Origin of the sequence: Streptomyces zagrosensis (assembly GCF_014203645.1) — a bacterium.
Classification (GTDB): Bacteria; Actinomycetota; Actinomycetes; order Streptomycetales; family Streptomycetaceae; genus Streptomyces; species Streptomyces zagrosensis.
In genome coordinates, this window is the sequence record NZ_JACHJL010000008.1 from 344,294 (window position 1) to 365,430 (window position 21,137).

At 71.7% G+C, this 21,137-nt stretch carries 3 protein-coding genes; all 3 read right to left on the reverse strand.

The features are described from left to right. Positions 1–37 precede the first annotated feature (37 nt). From FHS42_RS17925 to FHS42_RS37220, 3 genes are read right to left on the reverse strand one after another with little or no spacing between them, the layout of a single operon-like run. Positions 38–3,736, reverse strand: coding sequence for an SDR family NAD(P)-dependent oxidoreductase (locus FHS42_RS17925; RefSeq protein ID WP_184573228.1), 3,699 nt, complete (start codon positions 3,734–3,736; stop codon positions 38–40). After that, positions 3,733–13,509 (reverse strand): type I polyketide synthase, encoded by a 9,777-nt coding sequence (locus FHS42_RS17930; RefSeq protein WP_312866929.1) that lies wholly within the window; start codon positions 13,507–13,509, stop codon positions 3,733–3,735. The genes FHS42_RS17925 and FHS42_RS17930 overlap by 4 nt, the downstream gene beginning before the upstream one ends. Next, the gene (locus FHS42_RS37220) at positions 13,506–21,050 is read right to left on the reverse strand and encodes an SDR family NAD(P)-dependent oxidoreductase (protein ID WP_376772619.1); all 7,545 of its coding nucleotides are present in this window, start codon (positions 21,048–21,050) and stop codon (positions 13,506–13,508) included. Before FHS42_RS37220 ends, FHS42_RS17930 begins: the two co-directional genes overlap by 4 nt. Positions 21,051–21,137: the final 87 nt, after the last annotated feature.

A 21,137-nucleotide genomic window follows, 5' to 3' on the forward strand; every position in this document is an offset into this window, starting at 1 on the left:
TTAGGCCTGGTTGCTGAGGCCTGGTTGCTGAGGTTGGTCACTGTGTGTCTTGCTGCGTACGCAACACCTTGCTGAAGCTGCGTACCGTGGGGTTCTCGATCAGCACATCGGCGGGAAATCCGCCAAATCGGGCCCTGACCTGGGCCATCATGCGAACGGCGGCGAGCGAGTGGCCGCCGAGGTCAAAGAAGCTGTCGTTGACCCCCAGCCCTTCCACACCGAGGATCTCGCCCCAGATGTCGGCGAGTGCGGCCTCCTGGGCGGATGCCGGCGCCTCGTGGGGCACCAGCAGGTCGGGCCTGGGATACCGGGTGCGCGGCGGCTCGGGCGCGGTCTGGTTGAGCCGGGTCCACTGGTCGAATCGCTGCTCCAACGGCCCCGTTGAGATGGTGAGTTGACGCACCCGGCCGGCGACGGAAAGACAGCGTTCGAGGACCTGGCAGCCTTCGGCGGCGTCGTAGAAGTAATCCTTCATCGTGACGCCGAAGTCGCCGTGTGGGTCTTCGCCCATGTTCCAGGTGTCCCAGTTGACCGGCAGCCAGGCGCCGCGCGGCCCCAGTGCCCGGGCGTAGGCGTCCATGGCGGCATTGGCCGCGGCGTACGGCCCGTAGGCGACGCCGCCGAGCACTGCGGCCAAGGAGGACATGGTCAGTCGCAGGGGGGCCTCGGCTGGTTGGAGTAGTTCGTCCAGTACGCGCAGGCCGGTCACCTTGGAAGCGAAGTGCGCCTCGCACACCTCGCGACCGATGCCCGAGGTGAAGCCGAAGCTTTCCCTGCCCTGGGTGCCGGCGCCGTGGATCACCACGTCGATGGGTCCAAAGCGGGCCCGGGCGTCGGCCAACACCTCGGCCATCCGTGCCCGGTCCGCCACATCGGCCGCCGCCGCCATCACCTGCGCGCCACGTTCGCGCAGCTCAAGGATGCTACGGATGTGCGAGGCGGTCCGCTCTTGTGCGGGGTGCGCGGTCAGCCACTGCTGCCACTGCTCCTCGGGTGGCAGCGGCGTTCGCGCGGTGAGCACCAGGTTGCAGCGGGCTGCGGCGAAGTGCCGGGCCAGTTCGGTGCCGACCGTGCCGAGGCCGCCCGTGATCAGGACCGTCGAGCCGGGGGCGAACGGTCGGCGGCTGTCGGGGACGCGGCCTACCCGTACCGGGTCGAAGGACCGCACCCAACGGTCCTTGCCGCGTAGCGCGGCGGGCTCGGTGCTGTCGGTGCCCAGTTCGGCCAGGAGTTCATCGGCCAAGGCGGCACCGTCACCGCCGTACGCCTGGACGCAGCCTTGGGTGTCCAGGTCCAGGAGGTGGCAGGTGAGGTCGCCGTACTCCTGGTTGATCACGGGTTGCAGGCCGAGCAGGGTGGCCTGTTGCGGCTGGCGCAGATCCGCGCCGACCGCCTCGACGGCGCCTTCGGTGCACAGCAGCAGATCCACGGAGCCCGGGGTGCCGTCCTGGGAGAGCGCGCCCACCAGGGCGAGTACGGAGTAGAAGCCGAGCCGTTGCGCCTCGGCGAACCGCTCGTCGGGGGTGCCGTCGGGGCCCGCCTCCAGGCTCAGCGCATGCACCACGGCGCGGGGGCGCCCCAGTTCGCTGAGCGCGCGCTCGATGTCGGCCCGTGAGGTGGGGTCCACGTCGCGCACCCGCAGCCCCGGCGCCTTGGCGGCATCGGGCGTTCCCGCAACATCCACAGCATCGGCGCTGTCGGCAGCGTCGGTGTGTCCCGAGCCGCCCCGCGCGGCCGGGCGCAGCAGGACGACGTCGGCGCCGACCGCAGCGAGCCGCTGGGCGGCGGTGCGGCCGAGGCCGGTCCCGGCCATGACCCACCAGGGCCCGTGCTCGCGCAGGCGCTCAGCGTCCGTGCCGTAGGGCAGCGGTACGCAGCGCCACACCGGGTGGGTGAACCAGTCGTCCATGTCCGGTAGCCGGCCAGCCGGCCGCGCACCGCCCGGCAGCGTGCCCGTGGCCGTCGTGGGGCCGGCCGGCTGGCCGGCAAAGCCTGCGGGGAGATCGCCCGGATCGAGGAAGTACCGCCGGCGCTCGAACGGATAGGTCGGCAGCGGTACGCGGCGCCGCGTGCCCTCGTGCAGCGCGGACCAATCGACGTCGGCGCCGGCCAGCCAGTGCGTTGCCGCGGACTGCGGATCGTCGGGCCGGTGCTGCTCGCCCGATGGGTTCACCGGGCCCGCGAGGTGGAGCCGCTGCGGATCACCCAGGGCGCGGACCGCGTCCGCGGTATCGGTGCACACCACGGCCATCCGGTGGGGGAATCCGGTGCGGCTGACCTGGAGGGTGTGCGCCACGTCGGCCAGGCTCACGCCGGGGTGCGTGGTGGCGCGCAGGTGTTGCCGCAACTGGTCTGTGGCCGCGTCCAGTGCGGCCCGGCTGCGGGCCGAGAGCACCAGCAGTTGGGGGCCTGCGGCGGCGGTGGGTGGGGGTGGGCTCGGCGCCTCTTCCAGGAGCACGTGCACATTGGTGCCGCCCGCGCCGAAGGAGTTGACACCGGCCCGGCGCGGGTGCGCCGGGCGCGGCCATGGCCGGTCCTCGCTCAGCACGGTGAACCGGTCGCCGGCCGCGGCCAGCGCCGCGTTGGGGGCCCGATAGCCCCTGGTGGCCGGGAGCGTGCGGTGGTGCAACGCAAGGGCGGCCTTCATCAGCCCGGCGACGCCAGAGGCTCGGTCCAGGTGCCCGATGTCTGGTTTGAGGGAGGACAGGACCCGGGGGGTTGCGGGCGCGGCGGGGTAGGCCCGGTCCACCGCGGCCAGTTCTATGGAGTCACCGAGCCGAGTGCCCGTGGCGTGGCACTCGATGTATTCCACGGTCGCGGGGTCCACATCGGCCACGGCCAGCGCGTACCGCATGACCGCGCTCTGACCGTCCACGCCGGGGGCGCTGTAACCGGCGCGTGCCGCCCCGTCGTTGTTGAGCGCGCTGCCAAGCAGGACGGCCCAGATGTGGTCGCCGTCCTCCTCGGCGTCGGCGAGCCGCTTGAGGGCCACGATGCCCACCCCGTTGCCCATGACAGTGCCATCGGCGTCGGCGTCCAGGCTGCGCACGACGCCATCGGGCGAGGTGATCGACCCTTCTTCGAACCGGTAGCCCGAAGGCAGCGGATCGAAGATCGCCGCCCCGCCGGCCAGGGCCACATCGCAATCGAAGGTCAGCAGGCTCTGCGCCGCCAGGTGCACCGCCACCAGCGAGGTGGAGCAGTTGGTCTGCACGCCGACGACCGGGCCTGTCAGCCCGAGCTTGTAGGCGACCACGGCGCACAGCGAGTCGGCGGTGGTGCCCATGCCGTACTGCTCAAGGGTGATGGTCGCCATCACCTCGGGGCGGATCAGCACATGCCGCATGCCGTACTGGCTCGGTGCGACGCCGCCGAAGACGCCGACCTTCCCCGGGGTGGCGTTGGGCCGGTAGCCGGCGCTCTCCAGCGCCTCCCAGGCGCACTCAAGGAACATGCGGTGCTGTGGGTCGGCGACTTCGGCCTCGCGCGGGCTGTAGCCGAAGAACGAGGCGTCGAACAGGTCCGTGTCCGCCAGTGGTGCGCCGCGGCGCACGTAGCGCGGGTCGGCCTGGGTGGCGGGCGGCACGCGGGCCGCGGTCAGTTCGTCCTGGGTGATGTCGCGGATGCCGCCCACTCCATCGGTCAGGTTCCGCCAGAGTTGGCCCGTGCTGCCCGCGCCGGGGAAGCGTCCGGCCATCCCGATGACGGCCAGCCGGGACGCGTCGTCGTCGCTCATGAGCCCTCCGTTTCCCGCTTCTTGCCGCGCCGCAGGCTGCGCTTGCGGCGATCGCTTCGGTCTCGGTCGGCGGCCGTGGTGGTGGCGTCTTGTGGCCCATCCGCGGCGGCGTTGTCAGCGTGTTCGCCGGTATCGGCGTTGCTCGCGCTGTCTGTGTTGCTGGCGCTGTCTGTGTTGCTGGCTTTGTCGGCCAGGAGTTTCGCGAGCCTGGCGACCGTGGGTGCCTCGTACAGCACGTGCGGCGCGAGTTCGTCGATGGACAGTCGCCGCCGGATGCGGGCCATCACCTCCATGCCGATCAGGGAGCTGCCGCCCAGGTCGAAGAAGCTGTCGTCGGCCCCGATCTCGCTCAGCCCGAGCAGGTCGGACCACACGTCGGCGATGACGTGCTGTACGTCGCCGGATGGCGGCACGAACGCGGTGACCAGTTCGGGTCGGGGGTGCCGGGTGCCCTCTTGCGGTCCGGCGTTACGCCCGCCGCCGACCAACTCGACGGTGAAGTTTCGACTCAGCCGCTCCATCCGGGAGAAGTCCTGGGTGTTGACCACGACGTAGGGCTGGTCTTGGCCGAGGACTCGCAGCAGGGCGCGCCAGCCGGCTTCGAACCCGATGCCGAACTGTTGCCGGTTGCTGCGGAAGAAGTCCTGGACTTCCACGTCGTATCCGGCGAGCCCGGCCTCCCAGGCGTTCCACTGCCACTCGCCCCAGCCGATCGTCAGGGTCCGGCGCTCTTCGCCGCGGGCCGTGGCGGCCTCCGCGTACGCGTCGAGGAAGGAGTTTGCGGCGCTGTAGTCAACCTGGCCCGGTCCGCCGCCGGTCGCTGAGGTGATGGAGGAGAACAGCAGGAGGAAGTCGATCGGCAGCCCGTCGAGTGCCTGCTCAAGGGCCAGGGTGCCGCCGGTCTTGGGCGCCATGACCTTGCGCATCTCGGCGGTGGTCTTGAACTGCATGAGCCCGATGCCGGGCAGGCCCGCGGTGTGCAGGACGCCGTGCAGCGCGCCGAACCGGTCAAGGGCGGTGCGTACGGCGTTGGCCGCGTCGGCGGGCACGCTCACATCTCCGGTGACGATCGCCACCTCGGAGCCGAGTTCCTCCAGGTGGAGCACCCCGGTCAGGCGGCGGCGCACCTCGTCGCTGATGGCCGGGTCGGCCAGTGCGGCCTGCCAGGTGTCGCGTGGTGGCAGTCCGGTGCGGCCGAACAGCACGAGTTTCGCCCGGCAGTCGCGTGCGAGGCGCTCGGCCATGGCCAGGCCGATGCCGCCCAGGCCGCCGGTGACGAGGTAGACGCCGCCCTCGCGTAGCGGTCCCGTGCCGGCTTGGCTCGTATCGGCGTCGTCGGCCGGGGCCGGGTAGCCGGGCAGCGTCTCGTAGTCGGGCAGCCAGCGTCTGCCGTTGCGCAGCGCTACGACGGGTTCACGGTCGCCGTCACCGAGTTCGGCGGCGATCTGGCCGGCCAGCGGGCCGGCGTTGCCCGGGTGTACCGGGTCGATGTCGATGAGTCGGCACGATACGTCCGTGTACTCCAGCGGGATGCCGCGCACCGGGCCGCTGACCGTGCTCAGTTCGGGGCGTACCCGCTCGGCTCCGGTCACCGCGCGCGATCCGCAGGTGACGACGTCGAGCGACCACTTTTCGGCGCCGACGTCGCTGGCCGCGGTGGCGAGTCCGACCAGGGTGTCCGCTCCGTACACCAGCGCCGTTTCTACCTCTTCGGCGCCTGGCACCGGCCGCCCCGCGTCGGGGAGGCCGAGTGTCCATAGGTGGACGATCCGGTCGGGTAGCCCGTCCTCGTCCCGCAGGCGGCGCATCAGTTCGCGAAGTTGCGCTGCGTCGCCCGCACGGACCCGGTACTCCCCTGCGCTCCCCTCGAACCCTTCGGAACCCTCAGCGGGCCGTACGAGGACGACGCTGCCGCCGGCGTCCGTGAGCCGGCGCACGAGCGGCTGGCACACGGCGTCGGCCGCCCCGGTGTCGGTGAGGATCAGCCAACGGCCCAGTGGCAGCCGCCCGCCGCGCGGGGCCGTCTGCCGCCACACCAGGGCGTGCAGCCAGTCCTCTTCGGGCAGCAGCGGCAGCGGGGCCCGCTTCACATCATCGAGCGTCACATTCGTGAGGTCTGGTTCGGGTGCGGCCGATCCGGCGGCCCGCCGGGTCACGGCCGGGTCCAGCCAATACTCCTGGCGTTGGAAGGGATAGCTGGGCAGTGGAATCCGGTGGGGGGAGCGGCCGGCCTGGTAGGCGACCCAGTCCACGTCGGTGCCCACCAGCCACAGCCTGGCGAGGGATTCGGTGACCACCTGGTCGTCGGGGCGCGGATCGGCCGCGGCAGGCAGCGTCGGCACCACCAGCGGCCAGCGCTCACGGGGGCAGCTTGGGTGGACGCGGACCATGGCGCCCAGCGACTGGCCGGGGCCGACCTCAAGGAGCACTGAGTCCGGCTCGGCCAGCAGCTGGGCCACGCCATCGGCGAACCGTACGGTGGAGCACATGTGTTGGGCCCAGTAGGCGGGGTCGGTCACCAGCTCGGCGGTGGCGAGGGTGCCGGTCAGGTTGGATACGTACGGCCGCTCGGGCGCGTGGAGTTGCACTTCAGCGGTGATCCAGGCGGTGAGTTCGGCGCGGATCGGCTCCAACATGCGGGTGTGGAAGGCGTGCGTGGTGGCAAGCCGTCTGCCGGGTAGCCCGGCCGCCTCAAGCCGGGCGGCGAAGGCGTCGATGGCCTCGCTGTCGCCACCGACCACGGTCAGCTCGGGGCCGTTGATCACCGCGATGTCCAGGCCCAGGTCCGCCAGGTTGCCGAAGCGGGCGTTGAGTTGCTCGGGCGACAGCGGCAGGGACAACATCGCCCCGGCAGGCAGCCGCGAGATCAGCTCGGCCCGGTGGGCGACCAGCCGTAGGGCATCGGGCAGCGAGAGGACTCCGGCCAGGCAGGCGGCAACGTACTCACCCAGGCTGTAGCCGAGCATCGTCGCCGGCTGTACGCCCCAGTTCAGCAGGGAGCAGGCCAACGCGTAGTCGACGATGAACGCGGCGGGTTGCGCCAGTTCGGTACGGGCCAACTCGGCGGTAGCCGCCTCTTCGGCCGCGCTACCAGCGCCGCCACGGCCGAGCATCGCCGACAGCAGTGCGCCGTCGTCCTGCGGCCGGTCACGCGCCATGGTCAGCAAGCGCACGATGGTGGCACCGCGCTCGCCGAGGAGCGCCGCGCACTCCTCGACCGTGGCGCGGAACTCCGGTTCGCGGCGGAAGAGTTCGCCGATCATGCCGGGGTACTGCTCGCCGACACCGGCGAACAGGAAGTCCACTGGCCGCTCCGACGCCGCATCGACCCGGTGCAGCAGGCCATCGACGCTGCCGGGCGCGCCGTCGCCGTCCGCCCCTGCGCACAGGGCGTCGGTCGATCCGGCGACCAGGACCCGGCGGTGCTCGAACCGCTCACGTCCGGCTTGCAGCGTGTACGCGACGTCCAGCGGCTCCGCTGCCCGCTCGTCTTGCAGATGTGCTCCGAGCCGGGTGACGGCCTGGTTGGCGGCGTGCTCGGTGCGTGCGGAGACCGGGAAGATCTCGTATCGGCGGCTGGGCCCGTGCGGTGCCGGGGGCGCCTGCTCGGGCGGTTCCTCGACCACGACGTGCACATTGGTGCCGCCCATGCCCAGGGAGTTGACGCCGGCGATGCGCTTGCGGCCGTCCGTGACGTGCCAGGGCGTCAGCTCGGTGTTGACGAAGAAGGGACCGGACGCGAAGTCGATCTCGGGGTTGGGCTCGGCGAAGTTCAGACTCGGTGGGATCTGTCGGTTCTTCAGCGCCAGGACGGTCTTGATCAGACCGCTGGCACCGGCCGCGGCCCCCAGGTGCCCGATGTTGGTCTTCACCGAGCCGATCGGGCAGTACTGCTTTCGTGCGGTGTCTCCAAACGCCCTGGTGAGCGCGGTGACCTCGATGGGGTCGCCCAGTTCGGTGGCGGTGCCGTGCGCCTCGATGTAACCGATGTCCTCGCTGGTGACGCCGGCCGCTGCCATGGCGTCGGTCACGACGGTGGCCTGTCCGACGACGCTGGGCGCCGTGTAGCCGACTTTCAGCGAGCCGTCGTTGTTGATCGCGGAGCCCCTGATGACCGCGTGCACGGTGTCGCCATCGGCGAGCGCGTCCTCCAACCGCTTGAGCAGCAGCACTCCGACGCCATCGCCGAACAGGGTGCCCTTGGCCCGCGCGTCGAAGGTCCACACGCGCCCATCGGGTGACTCCATGCCGCCCGGGACGTACAGGTGCCCCACGCGGTCGGGTACGTGGATGCCGGCGCCGCCCGCCATGGCCATCTCGCACTCGCCGTGGCGCAGGCTCTGGCAGGCCAGGTGGGTGGCGACCAGGGCGGTGGAGCAAAACGTCTGCACCGACAGGCTGGGGCCGGTCAGCCCGAGCTTGTAGGAGACCCCGGTGGCCAGCGAGTCCTTGTCGTTACCGATGATGGTGCTGTAGAGGTCTGCCTCGCCGGCGTCGGCTAGGCCGGCTGCCTGGAGCATGAGGTACGTACTGAGGTTGGAGCCGGCGAACACGCCAACGCGCCCGCGCCCGCGGGCGGCACCGTAGCCGCCGTGTTCCAGCGCCTCCCAGGAGCACTCCAGGAACAGGCGGTGCTGTGGGTCGGCGGTTGCGGCGTCGCGCGGGCTGTAGCCGAAGAACGAGGCGTCGAAGGAGCGGATGTCGTCGAGCACCGGGCGAGCCGGTACGTAGTTCGGGTCGCGCACCAGTTCCGGGGCGAGCCCTGAGGCGAGCAACTCTTCTTCGGTGAAGCGGGTGACGGACTCCACGCCGTTGCTGAGGTTGTCCCAGAAGGTGCCGATATCGGCTGCTCCGGGGAAGCGGCCGGCCATGCCGATGACGGCGATGCGGTCATCGAATTGCGCGGGCCGTGGGCCGGCGGCTCGGGCCGTGGCGCGGGCCGGTTGCTGCGTCACCTTCGGCGCGGTGGCTTCCTTGCCCGTGCCGCGCAGGCTGTCGATCATCTCGGCCATGGCGTGCACGGTGGGCGCCTCGAACAGCGTCACCGGGGAGACGGCCACGCCGAACTCCTTGCGGATTTGCTTGACGAGTTGGAGCACCATCAAGGAGGTGCCGCCCAGGTCGGAGAAGTTGTCGCGGGCACCGATGCCCTCAACGCCGAGTAGATCGCCCCACAGGCGGGCCAGTTTGCGCTGCTGCTGACCGGCCGGCGGCACAAACTGCTGGGCCAGCTCGGGCCGGGCGAACCGGCCGCGGGCCGCTGTCTTGGCCGGCTCGGGAGCGGCGCGCCGCTCGACCCACTGGATGAGCCGCGCGGGCAGGTCCCCGGCGCTGACGAGGGTACGCGGCAGTGGGCGGGCCAGGACCTGATCGAGGGCGTCCAGGGCCTGCCGTTCGGTGAGCGAATACTGGGCCAGCGAGGCCCCGAACGACTGGCCGCTGATGCTCGCGGCGGTGGAGGGCCAGGTGTCCCAGTTGACGGCCAGCCAGCGGGTGGCGTCGTCCCGGTGCCGCTCCACGAGCGCGTCCAGGAAGGAGTTGGCGGCGGTGTAGCTGCCGAACCCGACGCCGCCAAGGACGGTGGACATCGAGGAGAACAGCAGGCAGAAGTCGGCGGGTACGTCGCGTAGCACACGCTCAAGGGCGAGCGCCCCGTCGATCTTCGCGTGGAAGTGGGCGTCGCGCTCCTGCGGGCCAAGGCCGGACAACGGACTCAGGGCCTGCGGGTCGGTGATCGCGGCGAGATGGATCACTCCGTCCAGGCGGCCGTGTCGCTCGACAACGTCCGCGACCACTTCGCGCAGTCGCGTCTCATCGGTGACGTCGGCGGCCACCGCCTCTACCTGAACACCCTCGTCGGCCAGCCGCAGCAGGGCCGTAAGCCGGTTGCGCAGCGCCGCATCCGATGTGTCATCGGCCGCGATGCGCCGCCAGTTCGCGCGGGGCGGCAGGTCTCGCCGGCCCGTGAGGACGAGCCGTGCGCCGAGGGTGCGCCCGAAGTGCTCCGCCAGGAGGAGGCCCACCGGGCCGAGCCCACCGGTGATCAGATACACGCCGCCTTCGCGGGGTGTCACAGGGGCCGGGGCCTGCTGCTCCGCTGCGGGTACGTATTCCAGGGCCAGCCGGGTGCCGGCGCGCAGTGCGAGCACATGCTCCCCGCCGGCCGCGCGATCGGCGGCGGTCGCGGTGGCATCGGCGTCGGCGTCGCGTAGAAGTTCCCCGTACAGGGCCTTGGCGACGGTGACCGGTGTGTCGGCTGCGCTCTCCTCGCCGGCCGCTGCGGGCGCTGTGGCCAGCGCGACGTCCAGGGTGCGGACCTGGAGGGAGGCGTACTCCTGGGGTGCGACCAGGCAGGGTCCGAACGCGGTGGCGCGCTCGGGGGCCGGTCGGTCGCCGTCGAGTACGGCGCGCGCCGACTCGGTGGCCACGAGCAAGGACACCGTGCCGGGCAGCTCCGCGTCGCCGAGCGCGGCCGTCAGTGCCCGCAGGCTGTCAAAGCCCAACTCCCGTGCACAGTACGGGTCTTCGGGAGTCAGGGCGCTGTCGAGACCCCAGAGGTGGACGACGGTGCGGGGCGCGGGGCAGGTGGCGAGGAGATGCTGGTAGTCGTCTTGTTCGCCGGGGCGCACGGTCCGGCTGTCGTCGGCGTCGCGTACGCCGGCCGGGCGTATGAGTACGTACTCCTGCCGCCCGGCCGTGAGGCGTTCGACGAGCGCATCGGCGACCCCGCGCTCGTCAGCGAAGATCCACACGGGCGCGGTGGGCGCTGCCGATGCCGTGTTGCGCGGCAGTGGGCGTTCGCTCCAGCGCGGTACGAACAGGCCGCGGGCCGCGCGTTCGTCGGCTGAGCCGGATGGCTCCGCCGCCTCGGATGCCCGCGCCGGTAGGGCCGGTGGGGCCGCGGCTGCCAGCTTGGGCAGGTCGGTTGGCGTGGGCGCGTGCGGTGTGGGAGCGGTCAGGGGCGGTGCGGTCGGGGACGCGTCGATCCAGTAGCGCTCGTGCTGGAACGGGTAGTGGGGTGCGGAGACCTTACGGGGGTTTCTGCCGTCGTGGTAGGCATGCCAGTCGATCTCGGCGCCGGCCAGCCACAGCTGTGCCAAGGTCGCGCTGAGCACCGCTTCGTCCGTGGTCGGATCGGCCTGTGCGGGCAGTGTCGGGAGCAGCAGCGGCCAGCGGTCCGGCGTGCAGTCGGGGTGGTTGCGTGCCATGGCGCCCAGCGACTGGCCGGGGCCCAGCTCAAGGAGCACGTCGTCGCCCGCGGCAAACAGGTGTGTGAGCATGTCGGAGAACCGCACGGTGCCGCACATGTGATCGGCCCAGTAGCCGGGGTCGCGGAGTTGCTGCTCGGTGATGGGCGCACCGGTCACGTTGGACAGGTAGGGGATGGTCGGCGCCTGGGGGTGTAGCTCCGAGCGTGCCCAGGTGGTGAGTTCGGCCGCGATGGGGCGCAGCGTCGCGGAGTGGAAGGCGTGCGTGGTGCGCAGGGACCGGCTGGGGACGTCCGCATCGGCCAGCCGGGCGGACAGTGCCGAAACCGCGTCGACGGGGCCGGACAAGACGGTGAATCCGGGGCCGTTGATCGCGGCGACGTCCACGCCGGCTGCCGACAACGGGCCGAATGTGGCGTTGAGTTCGGCAACCGACAGCGGAACGGCCGTCATGGCGCCCGGCGGCAGGCCCGCGATCAGCTGTGCCCGGTACGCGGTCAGCGACGCGGCCTCGGGCAGGGACAGGGCGCCCGCCAGGCAGGCCGCCGCGAACTCGCCGACGCTGTAGCCGAGGAGCAGCCGGGGCTGTACGCCCCAGGACATCAGCAGCTTGCCGAGCGCGTAGTCGGCGGCGAACATCGCCGGCTGGATGATCTCGGTGGCGGCTCCCCCGTCGTCGATGCCGCTGTGCTCCGTACGGCCCAGCAGGTGCGCGAGGTCGGGGGCGCCTGCCTCGCGCTCGCCGAGGAAGATCTCCACCGGGTTGGTGCCGAGCCGCTCGTCGAAAATGGTGGCGCAGGCGTCGATCGCCGCCCGGAACACCGGTTCCGTGCGGTAGAGGCCACCGATCATGCCCCGGTAGTGCTCGCCGACGCCGGCCAGCAGGAAGCCCACCGGCCTGCGGGCCGCGTCGCGGCGGGCGAAGACGCGGTGGTCGGCTTCCTTGCCGAGAGCCGACAGCGCGTCCGTGCGGGAGGAGACGACGGCGGCCCTGCGGTGCTCGAAGACCGCGCGGCCGGTTTGGAGGGAGTACGCGAGGTCGGCGATGCCCGCATCGCTGCGTGCCCCATCCGCGAGATCATCGCCCGTCTTCGGATGTGCGCCGCTGCGGTGCTCGTCGCGCTCGGTGTGCGCCCGCAGTCGGCCGGTCAGCTCGTCGGCCGCGTCGGCCGTGCGCGCCGACCAGATGAGCACCTGGTGCTCGCGCGGGCTTGGCCGGTGTGCGGAGTCGGGAGCCGCGGCCTCCTCCAGTACGACATGGGCGTTGGTGCCTCCCATGCCGAAGGCGCTGACACCGGCCCGGCGGGTCCGCTCGCCGCGCGGCCAGGGGCGCAGGTCGGTCACCACCTCCAACCGATCTGCGGAGTGCAGGAGTTGCGGGTTGGGGCGCTCGTAGTTGATGGTCGGCGGGATCTCCTCGTGGTGCAGCGCAAGCGCGGTCTTGATCAGCCCGGTCACGCCGGCCGCACGGTCGAGGTGGCCGAGGTTGGTCTTTACCGAGCCGATCGCGCAGCGAGTGACGCCCTCGACGTCGAAGACGTGTTGCAGGGCGCTGATCTCGATGGCGTCACCGAGCCCGGTGCCGGTGCCGTGGGCTTCCACGTAGTCGATATCGCCGGCGGACAGGCCGGCGCTGGCCAGCGCCTCCGCCATCGCGGCGGACTGGCCGCGTACGCCGGGAGCGGTGAACCCGACCTTGTCGGCACCATCGTTGGTGACGGCCCAGCCGCGGATGACGGCGTAGACGCGATCGCCGTCGGCGAGCGCGTCCTCCAGCCTGCGCAGCGCGACGACGCCGACGCCGCTGCCCACCGGGGTGCCCTGCGCTGCGGCGTCGAACGCCCGGCAGGCCCCGTCCGGTGACGACATACCGGCCTCTTGATAGAGGTAGCCGACGCGGTGCGGTACCAGTACGGACACCCCGCCCGCCAGCATCATGTCCGCCTCACCGCTGACCAGCGTGGAGCAGGCCAGCGAGACGGAGACCAAGGAGGTGGAGCAGTAGCTTTGGATGCTGTAGCAGGGGCCGGTGAGGTCCAGGGTGTAGGCCGCCCGGGTAGCGAGCGAGTCCTTGTCGTTGCCGAGGCCGATCTGCACTTCGCCGAAGAGTTCGGTCAGATCGGGCCGGGTGTTGAGGTTGTTCATCATGTACCAGCTGATGCCGGTACCTGCGGCCACGCCGATCGTCCCGTCGAAGGTCGCGGGATCGGTCCCGGCGTCCTCCAGGGCGTGCCAGGCGGTTTCCAGGAACAACCGCTGTTGGGGGTCGAGGAGTTGGGCCTCCGATGGGGTGTATCCGAAGAAGGCGGCGTCGAAGAGCTCGATGCCGTCGAGCACCGAACCGGCCCGAACGTAGGAAGGGTCGGCGAGTAATTCCTCGGATACGCCCTCGGCCCGCAGTTCTTCCTCGGTGAAGCGGGTGATGGTGTCCTTGCCCGCACGAATGTTGTGCCACAACGTACGGACGCCGTCCGCACCGGGGAAGCGCCCCGCCATGCCCACGAGGGCTATGTCGGTGCCCGGGTCGTCGCTCAGGGGGCCGTCCTCGCTCGTTTGCCGGCTCACTTGCCTGTCCTCCTGCGCTTGGTGGTCGAGGCCCCGGCGCGTCGCCGTTGCCCGCGTGCCGCGCCTGCGTCCAGCCGCCGTTTGTCGGGGCTTGCGCCGCCGTTCTCAGCGTCCGGCGTGGAGCTGTCGAGCAGCGCGGCGAGCTGCGCGACGGTGGGGTGTTCGAACAGGCTTGCCGCCGCGAGTTCCCGGTTGAACTCGGCGGCAAGTCGGGCCACCACGGCCAGGCCGACCAGCGAGGTGCCGCCCAGTTCGAAGAAGGGGTCGTGAATACCGACCCGTTCCATGCCGAGCACCTCCTGCCAGGCCCGCGCCACGGTGTGTTCGGTCTCGCTGCGGGGAGCGAGGTAGGGGACCCGAAGGTCCGGTCGGGGGTAGCGGAGCTCGGGTGGCACGGCTCCCGCCGCCGTGCCGGACAGCGCGTGCGGGTCGGACATCAACCGCATGAGGGCGGCCAGGTCCTCCAGCGGTTGATTGAGTACGTACAGATGGGCGGGCCCTGCCGCGATGGCCCGGCCGAGTGCCGCCGTCCCCTCCTCGTCCGTGAAGCCGAATTCCTCTCGGGCGCGGGCCACCCGCTCGCGGAGCACCGGCGCCGCCGCGTACGCCTGCGACTGCCATCTGTCGTGCTGCCAGGCGCCCCATCCGATGGACAGAACCCGGCCCGCCACGGTGCCCGCGCCGTCCTGCGCAGCCGCGAAGGCGTCGAGGAAGGCGTTGGCCGCGCCGTAGTCGCCCTCGCCGTGCCCGCCGATGGCGGTGACGGTGGAGGAGTACAGCACCAGGAGCTCGGGCGGGTCCGCCCGTAGCGCCTCCGCGATGGCCAGGGTGCCGCCGATCTTCGGAGCCAGCACGGCGGCGGCCTGCTCCCGGGTCCGCGACTGGAGCAGCCCGCCACCGGGCACGCCCGCCGCATGGATGACGCCGTACAGCTCGCCGAAGTGTTCTCGTACGGTGCGGATGGCGCCCGCCGCCTGGTCGGGGATGCTGATGTCCGCCGTCACCGGCAGCACCTGCGCCCCGATGGCGCGCAGTTGTTTGATGGCCAGCAGGATGCCGCTGATGTGGTCGTCGGGTCGGTGGGCGTCGATCCAGTGGTCCCACAGCGCCGGTTCGGGCAGTTCGGTCCTGCCGATGAGGGCGAGCCTGGCCCCCGTGGGAGCGAGCCGGCGGGCCAGCGCGAGGCCCAGGCCGCCGGTGCCGCCGACGATGGCGTACACCCCGTCCGGCCGCCACACCTGGCTGTCGGAGACCTGGGGCAGCGTCACCTTGTCCAGGCTCGGCAGCCAGCGGCGGTCGCGCCGCCAGGCGCTGAGCACCTCGCCGGGTGCGGGGCCCGTGCCATTGCTCGCGGCATCGCTGCCCGGCGCCGGACGGGTCAACAGGGCGCTTTCGCGCAGCAGCTGGGCCGCGGCGCGCTCGTTCCCCGTATCGGCGGCGAGGTCAACGCAGCGGCACCGGATGAGCGGGTACTCCACGACGATCGAGCGGCACAGCCCCACCGCGGGGGCCGACAGCGGCTCCAGGGGCTCACCTCCCAGGACGTCGGCGGTGCCCGACAGCGCGACGACGAGTTCGACCTGCCGGCTGGGCACGACACGTCCGATTGCCTGGGTCAGCCACAACAGGCTGTAGAAGCCGGTGTCGAGGACGTCGTCAGGGGTCGCCTGGCCGGGGCTGCCGCCGGGGGGACTCTGGTCGGCGCGGGTGCCGGTGAGTGCGCTCTGGTCAGCGCGGGTGCCGGAAGCCGGGTACCCGAAGGCGTGGATGACCCGCAGTGGGGTCGCCGCGCCGCCGGGGCCCCGTGCGCCGGCCTCCACGGTGACGCCTGACCCGGCTACCGAGCCCGCGGCGGCGGCTTGGTCCAGCTCCGTCAGCAGCCGCTCGTAGTCCTCGGGCCTGGTGGGGTCGATCGTGACTGTCGCGCCGCGGCGCTGGTAGGCGTCGCCGGGTTCGACCAGGACGACGGTGTCCCCGGCCGCGGTGGCCAACGCGGCCAGCGGCTCGCCGAGCCCGGCCCGGTCGGCCAACACCAGCACGGTCGCGGGTTGCACGGATGCTGGCTGTGCGGTCCCAGGCTGTGCGGATGCGTGCTGTACGGTCCCGAGCTGCGCGGATGCGGGTCGTACGGGCCCAGTCCGTAGGGCCGGTGCCATCGGCGCGGTGTCGTCCCGGCGCCACGTCGGGGCCAGGAACCGGGTTCCCCGGGCACCGGCCGCTCCCGCCGAGCCGACTGCCGCCGTGCCGGCGGGTCGGGCGACGGGCTGCGGCCAATACCGGGTGCGCTGGAACCGGTAGGTCGGCAGCCGCAGCAGGCGGCGGCGGGTGCCGTGGCTGAGGGCCCAGTCAACCGGGAGCCCCAGTTCCCACAGTTGGCTGAGCGCGGACAGCCAGCTTCCGCGGTCGGCGTCCGTCCCCACCTCGGGCAGCAACCGCACGGTCGGCAAGGGCCCGACCGGCAGGGGGCCAGCGCCGTTTGCGCCCGCTGGCAGGTGCGGGTCCGGCCCGGGGGCGTACTGCGCTGTGGCGGCTCGCTGCTCATCGGATGCGCTGCCGAAGGCGGCGACGGTGTTGCCCCAACCCGCCTCCACCAGGACACTCGCGTACGGCGCGAGGCTCGCGGTGTCATCGGCGAGCGCGCTCGGGCGCTGCGGCAGCCGCGACCAGTAGCCGGGGTCGGCCGCCTCCTGCGCGGTGAGCAGGACACCGGTCACGGAGGACAGCACGCTGATACGTGGCTCGCGGAAGGCCACCTCGTGGGCGCGCCCCGGGTCCACCACCAGCGCCATCGCGTCCGCCAGGTCGAACATGCCGGCCACGCAGCCCGCCGCGTACTCTCCGGCGCCCCGACCGATGACCACGGCCGGCCGTACTCCGTAAGCGTCAAGGAGTCGAGCCAGCGCGTAGTCCACGGCGAAGGCGGAAAGACCTGCCTGGGCCTCGGGGTTCGGTTCGGCATCGGCCGGGAGCCGGTGGCCGGTGTCCGGCACACCGCTCAGGCCGAGGCCGAATCGGTCGGCGGCCAACTCGGCGCACGCGTCAAGAGCCGTGCGAAACGCCGGTTCGGCGGCGTACAGGCCGCTGACCGTGCCGGCGTGCGCCACCGCGCCCGGCAACAGCAGCCCGACCCGGTGCGCCCGCTCGGAGCTCACCACCCCTGCGGCGCCCGCGGGGTCACGGAGGTGCGCGATCGCGTCCGCGACGTCCCGGCACAGCAGCGTCCTGCGTACCGCGAATGCCGTCCGCCCCGTCTGCGTGGTGAACGCCACGTCGGCCAGCGCGAGTTGGGGCTGCTGCGCCAGATGGTCGGCGAGGGAAGCAGCCGCCTCGGTGAGGCTCGCCGCATTCATCGCGGACAACGTCAGGACGTGCTCGACCTCGTCGGTGGCGGGTGGCTGGGCACCGGGCTGCGGCATTGCGCCGGGCTGCGGCATCGCAGCGACCTGCGGCTTCGCGCCGGGCTGCTGTGTTGCAGCGGGCTGCGGCTCCGCGCCCGGTGGTGCCTGCTCGATCACCAGGTGGATATTGGTGCCGGACCAGCCGAAGGAACTCACCCCTCCTCTACGCAGCGCGCCCGGGCTCACCGGGAAGGGTTGCCGAAGCTGCGCCGGGCGCACGGGCCCGTCCAGGTTCACGTCCGGGTTGGGTCGCTCCAGGTGGAGGTTGGCCGGCACCTCGCCGGTGCGTACGGCCAACACGGTCTTGATGAGGCCGGCCATGCCCGCGGTCGTGAGCAGATGCCCGACGTGCGTCTTGACGGCCCCGATCAGCAGCGGGCGATCCGTGGGGCGGTCCGCGACGAAGACCTCTTCCAGCGCGCCGTACTCGATGGCGTCACCGAGGCTGGTGCCGGAGCCGTGGGCCTCGACGAAGCCGATGTCCTGCGGTCGCACGCCGGCGTCGGCGAGCGCGGTACGCACCACGCTCGCCTGGGCCGGACGGCTGGGGGCCGTCAGCCCGTTGCTGCGCCCGTCCTGCGTCATGGCCGACCCGCGGATGATGGCGTGCATCGGCCGGTTCTCTGCCACGGCATCCTGCACCCGCTGCAAGATGACCGCTCCGCTGCCCTCGCCTGCGACGAAGCCGTCGGCTCGTTCGTCGAACGCCTTCACCCGGCCGTCCGCGGAGAGCATGCTCATCTTGCACGCTTGGACGAGTGCGCTGGGGTCAAGGAGCGCGGAGGCGGCGGCGATGATCGCCAGGTCGCACTCCCCCTTGCGCAGGCTCTGCACCGCCAGGTGTGTGGCGGTCAGCGCGGAGGAGCACGCCGTGTCTACCGTCATCGTCGGGCCCCGCAGGTCCAGGTGGTAGGCGATGCGCCCGGCCGCCGCACTGGAAGACAACCCAAGGAAGAAGCTGGGGTCATCGAAGCAGGACTGCCCCTCCGCCTCGATCTGTCGGCGGGAATACTGGCTGGAGTCGCTCAGGCCGAGGAAGACTCCCGTGCGGCTGCCTCGCATGCGTTCGGCCGGGATGCCGGCGTCCTCCATCGCCACCCAGACCATTTCCAAGAGCATGCGGTGCTGGGGGTCTAGGCGCAGGGCCTCCTGTGGAGTGCAGCCGAAGAACTCGGCGTCCCAGTCGGCCAGATCGGATACGAAGGACGCCTTCCTGGTGTACGCCTTGCCTGGCACTCCCTTGCGCGGGTTGTAGTAGGCGTCCATGTCCCAGCGGTCCGCCGGGACCTCGGACGCGGCGTCCACGCCGTCGAGCAGGTTCTGCCAGAACGGTTCCGGCCCGTTGCCGCCCCCGGGGAAGCGGCAGCCCATGCCGAGGACCGCGATGGGTGCGTCGGCCGCGGCCGGCAGGACGGCGAGCGCCGGGGGTTCGGCGGCGGGCAGCACCTCCAGCCCCTCGACGAGTTCGCTGTGCAGGAAGTGGGCGAGCGCGAGAGGCGTTGGATGGTCGAAGGTGAGAGTGGCGGGGAGTCGCAGGCCGGTCTCCTGCGACAGTCGGTTGCGCAGCTCCACCGCGGTCAGCGAGTCAAAGCCCAGCGCGGTGAACGGCTTGCTCACCTCCACCGACGCGGCCTGACCGTGCCCAAGGACCGTGGCGACCTGCCCGGCCACCAACTCGACCAGGGCTCGGTCCTGCTCGGCACTGGACAGGCCCGCCAGCCTGCGCCGCAGCGCCTCGGTGCTGCCCTGCTCGCCACCGCGGTACGCGGTGCGCCGACCCGTACCAGGCGTGCTCAGGCCGCTGAGCAGGGCTGGCAGTGCGCCCTGCCCCGCAAGCTTGGCCACATTCAGCTTGACCGGCACCAGGTCAGGCGCGCCGTGGGCGAGAGCCGCGTCGAAGAGTGCCAGCCCTTCGTCGGGGCTCATCGCCACCACGCCACCGCGTGCGAACCGCTCCCGGTCCGCCTCACTGAGCTTGCCCGTCAGCCCGCTGCCCTGCCCCCACCAACCCCAGGCCATGGACACTCCAGGCAACCCCGCCGCCCGACGCGCCCGCACCACCGCATCCGCCGCCGCATTCGCCGCCGCGTAATTCCCCTGCCCCGGGCTGCCGAGCACCCCAGCGGCCGAGGAGAAGAGCACGAACAGTCCGCACTCAGGACCGCGAGTCAGCTCGTCCAGCTGGCACAGCGCGTCGAACTTCGGCGCGAACACCCGGCCGATCCGCTCCTCATCCAGCGCACCGATCACCCCGTCATCCAGCGCGGCGGCGCAGTGTACGACCCCGGCCAACGGCCGCTCCGCGCGGATCGCGGCAACCAAGCTCGCCAGCGCCGCGCGATCCGTCACATCACAGGCCACCACATCGGCCCGCGCACCGAGCGCCTCCAGTTCCTCCCGCACCGCGCCCGCGCTCGCGGCCTCGGGGCCACGCCGGCTCACCAGTACCAAGTCCCGCACCCCATAGCGCTCTACCAGGTGTCGGGCCACCAGTGCGCCCAGGTCGCCGGTCCCGCCGGTCACCAGGACGGCACCGCCCGAGGCCGTGGCGGGGGGCACGGTGAGCACGAGCTTGCCGGTGTGCCGCGCCTGCGCCATGAACCGGAACGCCTCCGGTGCCTGCCGTACGTCAAAGAGTGTCGCGGGCAGCGGCTTCAGCACGCCCTGTTCGAAGAGCTCCATCAGCTCCGCGAGCATCCCGGCGACCGCGTCCAGGCCGGCGTCCAGCGCGTCGTACGCCTGGTACCGCACATCCGGGCGCAGGGCGGTGATCTGCTCGTCGCTGCGGATGTCGGTCTTGCCCATCTCCAGGAACCGCCCGCCATCGGCGAGCAGCCGCAGCGAGGCATCGACGTACTCCGCGGCCAAGGAGTTGAGCACCACATGCACGCCTCGGCCACCGGTGGCGGTACGGAACTCGTGCTCGAAGTCCAGCGTCCGAGAGGAGGCGATGCGGTCCGCGTCGATGCCGAGCCCCTGCACGGTGGGCCATTTCCACGGGCTTGCGGTGGCGAAGACCTCCGCACCGATGTGTCGGGCGAGTTGGATGGCCGCCATGCCGACGCCGCCGCTCGCGGCGTGTACCAGCAGGGATTCGCCCTGCTGCAACCCGGCCAGCCGACGCAGCCCGTAGTACGCCGTGAGGAACACCACGGGGACCGTCGCGGCCTGCGTGAATGACCAGCCGTCGGGCATCAGGACCCAGCCGCGCCGATCGCTCACCACCACCGAACCGAAGGAACCGAGGGCCAGCCCGACCACCCGGTCACCGGGCTTCAGGTCCGACACCTGCGATCCGGTGGCCATAACGATTCCTGCGGCCTCAGTGCCCAACAGGCCCACGTCGCCGCGCATCATGCCGAGGCCGGCGACGACATCACGGAAGTTCAGCCCGGCCGCCCGCACCGCCACCCGAATCTGCCCCGGTCCCAGGTCGTTCCAGACATCGTCGGCCGGCATCCACTTCAGGTTCTCGGCCGAGCCCGCCGCCCGCATGCCGACCCGTACGGCGTGCCGCTTCTCCTCCGAAGCCGCCAGCTCCCACGGCGCAAGCGGCAGCCCGGTGTCGTGCGCGGTGCGGGTGAGGCGAGGCGCGTGTAACTCAGCTCCGCGTAGCGCTAGTTGGGGTTCATCGGTGGCCAGCAAGCTGGGGAGCGTGTGTGCCGTCAGTACGGCGTCGGCGTCAGCGTCCACGATGGTGATACGCCCCGGATTCTCGGCCTGCGCCGAACGCAACAGCCCCCACACCGCCGCAGCCCCCGCATCCACCATCTCACCCAGCGCCACCCCCACCCCGCGCTCAGTGACCACCACCAACCGAGACTCAGCACACTCCTCATCCACCAACCACCGCTGCACCACCGCCAACACCCCACACGCCGCACCCACAGCATCTGAAGCAGCCGCAGCCGCATCAGCGCTCGTCAGGGCACACCACACCACCACCCCCGGCAACCCCGACACGGAACCAGACTCAGAGCCACCGCCAGAAACGGCGTGAGAAGCCGAGACAAGCTCGGGAGCGTGCTCAGACTGGGGCTCCGGCTCCGGCTGGGTGGCCAAACTCCAACGGTCCTCACCCCACACCACCACCCCAGCACCCACCGGCCCAGACGCACCCACCGCGCCCGCCACGCCCGCCATGTCCGCAGAAGCCGGCAACGGCACCCACCGCACCCGGAACAAATCCTCCACCCGCCGACCCGCCACCGACAACTCACCCGAAGGCAA